At 69.4% G+C, this 6,861-nt stretch carries 5 protein-coding genes and 1 pseudogene; all 6 read left to right on the top strand.

Translation table 11 applies throughout. From position 1 onward, the window contains the following. Positions 1–781, top strand: a pseudogene (locus V6M46_RS19120) (excinuclease ABC subunit UvrA); the annotation flags it as partial. A 9-nt stretch (positions 782–790) separates the two neighbouring features. Further along, positions 791–2,734, top strand: a complete 1,944-nt coding sequence (uvrC, locus tag V6M46_RS19115) for an excinuclease ABC subunit UvrC (protein ID WP_332668044.1) — start codon at positions 791–793, stop codon at positions 2,732–2,734. Beyond that, positions 2,731–3,594: an RNase adapter RapZ gene (gene rapZ, locus V6M46_RS19110; RefSeq protein ID WP_332668042.1), complete on the top strand. Its 864-nt coding sequence runs from the start codon at positions 2,731–2,733 to the stop codon at positions 3,592–3,594. Before uvrC ends, rapZ begins: the two co-directional genes overlap by 4 nt. Then, entirely contained in the window at positions 3,591–4,568 is a 978-nt protein-coding gene (locus V6M46_RS19105; RefSeq protein ID WP_332668041.1) for a gluconeogenesis factor YvcK family protein, read from the top strand. The genes rapZ and V6M46_RS19105 overlap by 4 nt, the downstream gene beginning before the upstream one ends. A 51-nt stretch (positions 4,569–4,619) precedes the next feature. Beyond that, positions 4,620–5,603: a DNA-binding protein WhiA gene (gene whiA / locus V6M46_RS19100; RefSeq protein WP_332668040.1), complete on the top strand. Its 984-nt coding sequence runs from the start codon at positions 4,620–4,622 to the stop codon at positions 5,601–5,603. Positions 5,604–5,754: 151 nt separating this feature from the next. Beyond that, positions 5,755–6,759 (top strand): type I glyceraldehyde-3-phosphate dehydrogenase, encoded by a 1,005-nt coding sequence (gene gap / locus V6M46_RS19095; protein ID WP_332668039.1) that lies wholly within the window; start codon positions 5,755–5,757, stop codon positions 6,757–6,759. The last annotated feature ends 102 nt before the right edge of the window (positions 6,760–6,861 follow it).

Below are 6,861 nucleotides of genomic sequence, written 5' to 3'. Positions count from 1 at the left end.
GGTCATCCACGTCGACCAGTCGCCGATCGGCCGCACGCCGCGGTCCAACCCGGCGACCTACACCGGAGTCTTCGACCACGTCCGCAAGCTGTTCTCGCAGACGCCCGAGGCCAAGATGCGCGGTTACCAGCAGGGCCGCTTCTCGTTCAACGTCAAGGGCGGCCGCTGCGAGGCGTGCTCCGGCGACGGCACGATCAAGATCGAGATGAACTTCCTGCCCGACGTCTACGTCGCGTGCGAGGTCTGCCACGGCGCCCGCTACAACCGCGAGACGCTCGAGGTCCACTACAAGGGCAAGACGATCGCCGAGGTCCTCGAGATGCCGATCGAGGAGGCCGTCGACTTCTTCGAGGCGATCCCGGCGATCGCGCGTCATCTGCGCACGCTGGTCGACGTCGGCCTGGGCTACGTACGCCTGGGGCAGTCCGCGCCGACCCTGTCCGGAGGCGAGGCCCAGCGCGTCAAGCTCTCGGCCGAGCTCCAGAAGCGGTCCACCGGCCGTACGGTCTACGTCCTCGACGAGCCCACGACCGGCCTGCACTTCGAGGACATCCGCAAGCTCCTCGGGGTGCTGCAGCGCATCGTCGACACCGGCAACTCGGTCATCGTCATCGAGCACAACCTCGACGTCATCAAGACCGCCGACTGGGTCATCGACATGGGCCCCGAGGGCGGCAGCGGCGGTGGGCTGCTGATCGCCGAGGGCACCCCCGAGGACATCGCCAACAGCCCCGACAGCCACACCGGCACGTTCCTCAAGCCGCTACTCGTCACCTCGTAGGCTGGGTCGGTGGCAGATCCCGCAACCTATCGACCGGCACCCGGTGAGATCCCGGTCGAGCCCGGCGTCTATCGGTTCCGTGACGCCGAGCGCAGGGTCATCTACGTCGGCAAGGCCAAGTCGCTCCGGCCGCGCCTCAGCTCGTACTTCCAGGACCTCTCCGGCCTGCACCAGCGCACGCAGCAGATGGTGCTGACCGCGAGCTCGGTCGAGTGGACGGTCGTCAGCACCGAGGTCGAGGCGCTGGCGCTCGAGTACTCCTGGATCAAGGAGTTCGACCCCCGCTTCAACGTCAAGTACCGCGACGACAAGTCATACCCGTGGCTCGCCGTCACGGTCGGCGAGGAGTTCCCGCGTGTCACGGTCATGCGCGGCGCGCAGCGCAAGGGGGTCCGCTACTTCGGCCCCTACGGGCACGCGTGGGCCATCCGCGACACCGTCGACACGCTCCTTCGGGTCTTCCCGATGCGCTCGTGCTCGGCCGGCGTGTTCCGCCGTTCCAAGGCGATCGGCCGCCCGTGCCTGCTCGGCGACATCGGCAAGTGCGCCGCACCCTGCGTCGGCCGGGTCAGCGCCGACGAGCACCGCGAGATCGTCAACGACTTCCTCGCGTTCATGGGCGGCCAGACGGCGGGGTTCACCAAGCGCATCGAGCAGCGCATGCGCGAGGCGTCCGACAACGAGGAGTACGAGCTCGCCGCCAAGCTGCGCGACGACCTCGGCGCGCTGCGCCGGGTGCTCGAGAAGCAGACCGTGGTGCTGGGTGACGGCACCGACGCCGACGTGCTGGGCTTCGTCGACGATCCGCTCGAGGTCGCCGTCCAGATCTTCTCGGTGCGTGGGGGCCGCATCCGCGGTCAGCGCGGCTGGGTCGCCGAGAAGGCGGACGAGGCACCGTTCCCCGAGCTCGTGCAGGCCGCCCTCATGAGGCTCTACGAGGACGCCGCGCCGTCCGCGATCCCGCGTGAGGTGCTCGTGCCGTCGCTGCCTGCCGACGTCGACGCGGTCGCCGAGCTGCTCAGCGAGCGCCGGGAGGGAGCGGTCACGATCCGGGTCCCGAAGCGGGGTGACAAGCGCGCGTTGATGCAGACGGTCGAGCAGAACGCCAAGCAGTCGCTGATGCGCCACAAGATGAAGCGCTCGTCCGACCTGACGGCCCGCAGCAAGGCCCTCGAGGACATCCAGGAGGCGCTCGGCCTCGAGACCGCTCCGCTGCGGATCGAGTGCTATGACATCTCCAACCTCGGTGCCACCGAGACCGTGGCCTCGATGGTGGTGTTCGAGGACGGACTGCCCCGCAAGTCCGAATATCGCCGGTTCACGATCCGGCACGAGGGTCAGAGCGACGTCGCGGCGATGCACGAGGTGATCACCCGGCGGTTCACGCAGCTCCTCCGGGCCCGCGAGGACAATGACGAGGCGGGGCCCGGAATCGACCCCGAGACCGGCAAGCCTCGCCGCTTCGCCTACACACCGGCGCTGGTCGTGGTCGACGGCGGGCCGCCTCAGGTTGCGGCCGCCCACGCCGCGATGACGGAGCTGGGGGTCGACGACATCGCCCTGGTCGGGCTCGCCAAGCGGCTCGAAGAGGTCTGGCTGCCCGACGACGAGGACCCCGTCATCCTCCCGCGCACCAGCGACGGGCTCTATCTGCTGCAGCAGCTCCGCGACGAGGCACACCGTTTCGCGATCACCCACCACCGCGGTCGGCGCAGCAAGTCGATGATCGAGAGCGTGCTGGATCCCGTGTCCGGCCTGGGCCCCACGAGGCGCAAGGCCCTGCTCAAGTCGTTCGGTTCCGTCAAGAAGCTGCGCGCCGCGACGGCGGAAGAGATCGCCACCGTGCCCGGAATCGGGGCGGCTACGGCACAATCCATCGTGGAGGCGCTCGCGACCGGCGAGCAGGCTCCCGCGATCAACACCGCGACCGGCGAGATCCTGGAGGACAGTTGACGACCTTGACGCAGTTCGTGCTCGTCACCGGCATGACCGGAGCAGGGCGAGGCTCGGCCGCCAAGGTGCTCGAGAAGCTCGGCTACTTCGTCATCGACAACCTGCCGCCCAATCTGCTGTCGCAGGCCGTGGCGACGGTGCAGGAGTCGAAGGACATCGACCGGCTCGCCGTGGTCGTCGATGCACGCTCTCGGCAGTTCTTCGGCGGTCTCGTCGAGGCGCTCGAGGCGCTGCGCGACGACGGCATCCACACCCGGATCCTCTATCTCGAGGCCGCCGACGAGGTCCTCGTACGCCGTCAGGAGGCCGCCCGCCGCCCGCACCCCCTGAGCCTCGAGGGCCGGCTGATGGACGGCCTGGAACGCGAGCGAGAGCTCCTGAGGCGCATCCGCGGCCGCGCCGACATCGTGGTCGACACCACCAACCTCAACGTGCACCAGCTCGGCCAGCGGGTCCGCGCGGCATTCGAGGACCCCGACACCGGCGGCCTCCGTGCCTCCGTGATGTCGTTCGGCTTCAAGTACGGCCTGCCGATCGACGCCGACATGGTGGCCGACCTGCGCTTCCTGCCCAACCCGTTCTGGGTCGACGAGCTGCGGCCGATGAGCGGGCTGGACGAGCCCGTGCGCGACTACGTCCTGCGCCAGCCCCGGTCCGCGGAGTTCCTCGAGCAGTACGAAGGGCTCGTGGCACTGCTGACCGACGGCTTTCTGCGCGAGGACAAGCACTTCCTGACGATCGCGATCGGCTGCACCGGCGGGCGCCACCGCAGCGTTGCGATGTCCGAGGCGTTCGCCGAGCGCCTGCGCGCCCACGGCGTACGCACGCTGGTCGTCCACCGCGACCTGGGGCGCGAATGACCCCGTCGCGGCCCGTGCACGTGGCCGGCCGGGCCGAAGGCGATCTCAAGGTCGTCTCGCTCGGGGGAGGGCACGGCCTCGCGGCGAGCCTGTCGGCGCTCAGGCGCCTGACGACCGACCTCACCGGCGTCGTCACGGTCGCCGACAACGGCGGCTCGTCCGGCCGCATCCGCGCCGAGCTCGGAGGACTGCCGCCGGGTGACCTGCGCATGGCGCTGGCCGCGCTCTGCGGCGACGACGACTGGGGTCGTACGTGGGCCGCTGTGCTGCAGCACCGGTTCTCCGGCAACGGGCCGCTCAAGGACCACGCCCTGGGCAACCTGTTGATCGCGGCGATCTGGGACCAGGTCGGCGACCACGTGGCCGGGCTGGACCTCGTCGGCGAGCTGCTGGGCGCGCAGGGTCGCGTCCTCCCGATGGCCGCGGTCCCGCTCGACATCGAGGCCGACGTGCACCTGCGCTCGGCCCCGGACCGGCTGACCGTCGTACGCGGTCAGGTCGAGGTGTCATCGACCGACGGTCAGGTCGTCAGCGTGCGGCTCGACCCGGCCGACCCGCCCGCGTGCCCCGAGGCCGTGGCAGCGGTCGAGGCCGCCGACTGGGTCGTGGTCGGCCCCGGCTCGTGGTTCACCAGCATCATGCCGACGTTGCTCGTACCCGGCCTGCGCGACGCCCTCACCAAGACCAAGGGCAAACGCATCCTGGTGCTCAACCTGCATGAGCAGGAGGGCGAGACCGAAGGGCTCACGCCGACGGATCATCTTGAGGTTTTGGCCGCGCACGCGCCCGAACTCGGGTTGGATGCTGTCATCGCCGACACCAGCCTCGTTGACACGCGTGGCACGCTGGAGTCGACGGCAAGAGCGCTCGGTGCGCGGTTGTACGTCGCGGACGTCGCAGCCAGCCCGGGATCGGATCAGCACGACCCAGGACGGCTCGCAGCCGCGTTCGGCAGGGTCATGAGGACGGCATAGAGTGACACTCTTCGCGAAGACCAGAACATTGACAGACAGGGGTTCGGCCGCATGGCAATGACGGCTCAGGTGAAGGCGGAGCTCGCCAACACCACGATCACGAAGTCGTGCTGCCGCAAAGCCGAGGTGTCGTCCGTCCTGCGGTTCGCGGGCGGACTCCACATCGTCTCCGGGCGGATCGTCGTCGAGGCCGAGCTCGACACCGGAGCAGCGGCTCGCCGCCTCCGCAAGGATGTCGCCGAGATCTACGGGCACGACAGCGAAGTGCTGGTGATGCAGAACGCCGGCATCCGCAAGGACACCCACTACGTCGTGCGGGTCTCCAAGGACGGTGAGGCGCTCGCCCGCCAGACCGGGCTCATCGACGGCAGCGGCCGGCCGATCCGTGGCCTGCCCCCGCAGGTCGTCTCCGGCTCGTCCTGTGACGCCGTCGCCGCCTGGCGGGGCTCGTTCCTCGCCCACGGCTCCTTGACCGAACCCGGTCGCTCCTCGGCGCTCGAGGTCAGCTGCCCCGGTCCCGAGGCCGCCCTCGCGCTCGTCGGCGCCGCTCGCCGCCTCGGCATCAGCGCCAAGGCCCGCGAGGTCCGCGGGATCGACCGAGTCGTCATCCGTGACGGCGAGGCCATCGGCGCGCTGCTGACCCGACTGGGTGCGCATGAGTCGCTGCTGGCCTGGGAAGAGCGCCGTATGCGCCGCGAGGTGCGGGCGACCGCCAACCGGCTGGCCAACTTCGACGACGCCAACCTCCGCCGGTCGGCGCGGGCCGCCGTCGCTGCGGGTGCACGTGCCCAGCGGGCGCTCGAGATCCTCGGCGAAGAGGTCCCCGACCACCTCAAGATGGCCGGCACGCTCCGCGTGGAGCACCGCCAGGCCAGCCTCGAGGAGCTCGGCCAGCTGCACGAGCCGGCGCTCACCAAGGACGCGATCGCCGGACGCATCCGCAGGCTCCTGGCGATGGCCGACAAGCGCGCCGAGGAGCTGGGCGTTCCCGACACGGAGTCGTCGCTCGGCGACGAACGACTCGCCGAGGGCTGATCCTTCGGTCGCTGCGCTCCCCCCGCGACTTCGTCGCCAGGAACCGGCTGCGGCGCCCGTCTCACCGGGCTGAGGTGACTCGCCGGTAGCGAAGACAACTCGGTAGGGTTACCTGTGTCACCCACATCGACCCGCAGGAGACACGTTCCCCGTGACCGTACGCGTAGGCATCAATGGATTTGGCCGTATCGGCCGTAACTTCTTCCGCGCGGCTCGTGCCGCCGGTGCAGACATCGAGATCGTCGCCGTCAACGACCTGACGGACAACAAGACGCTCGCCCACCTCCTCAAGTACGACTCGATCCTCGGGCGCCTCGACGCCGAGGTCAGCTACGACGAAACCTCCATCACCGTCGGCGACCACACGTTCGCCGCATTCGCCGAGCGCGACCCGGCCAAGCTCGACTGGGCATCCGTCGGCGCCGACATCGTCATCGAGTCGACCGGCTTCTTCACCGACGCGACCAAGGCCAAGGCCCACGTCGACGGCGGCGCCAAGAAGGTCATCATCTCCGCCCCGGCGAAGAACGAGGACGTCACGATCGTCATGGGCGTCAACCACGACAGCTACGACGCCGCGGCGCACACCGTCATCTCCAACGCGTCGTGCACGACCAACTGCCTCGCGCCGATGGCCAAGGCCCTCAACGACGGTCTCGGCATCGAGCGTGGCCTCATGACGACGATCCACGCCTACACGCAGGACCAGAACCTGCAGGACGCGCCGCACTCGGACCTCCGCCGTGCGCGCGCTGCCGCCGTCAACATCGTCCCGACCTCGACGGGTGCGGCCAAGGCCGTCAGCCTCGTGCTGCCCGAGCTCAAGGGCAAGCTCGACGGCTTCGCGTTCCGCGTGCCGGTGCCCACGGGCTCGGCGACCGACCTGACGTTCACCGCTTCGCGCGAGACCACGGTCGAAGAGGTCAACCAGATCATCAAGGACGCGGCCGAGGGCTCGCTCAAGGGCTTCCTGACCTACACCGAGGACCCCATCGTGTCCTCGGACATCGTCACGGACCCGTCCTCGTGCATCTTCGACTCCGGCCTGACCAAGGTCATCGGCGACCAGGTCAAGGTCGTCGGCTGGTACGACAACGAGTGGGGCTACTCCAACCGCCTCGCCGACCTCGTCGTCCACGTCGGATCGTCGCTCTAAGCTGTGAAGACGGTTTCGGACCTGGGAGACCTGCGCGGCAAGCGCGTTCTCGTCCGCAGTGACCTCAACGTGCCGCTCGACGGCACGACGATCACCGACGAC

This window comes from Aeromicrobium sp., from assembly GCF_036676885.1.
Classification (GTDB): domain Bacteria; phylum Actinomycetota; class Actinomycetes; order Propionibacteriales; family Nocardioidaceae; genus Aeromicrobium.
Note: the sequence above shows the minus strand (reverse complement) of the source record. Positions and strands in the feature narration are given on the sequence as shown.

Excerpts from the sequence above, each read along its gene's own strand:
- V6M46_RS19105 (WP_332668041.1), top strand. The coding sequence starts at position 3,591 with ATGACCCCGTCGCGGCCCGTGCACGTGGCCGGCCGGGCCGAAGGCGAT.
- whiA (WP_332668040.1), top strand. The coding sequence starts at position 4,620 with ATGGCAATGACGGCTCAGGTGAAGGCGGAGCTCGCCAACACCACGATC.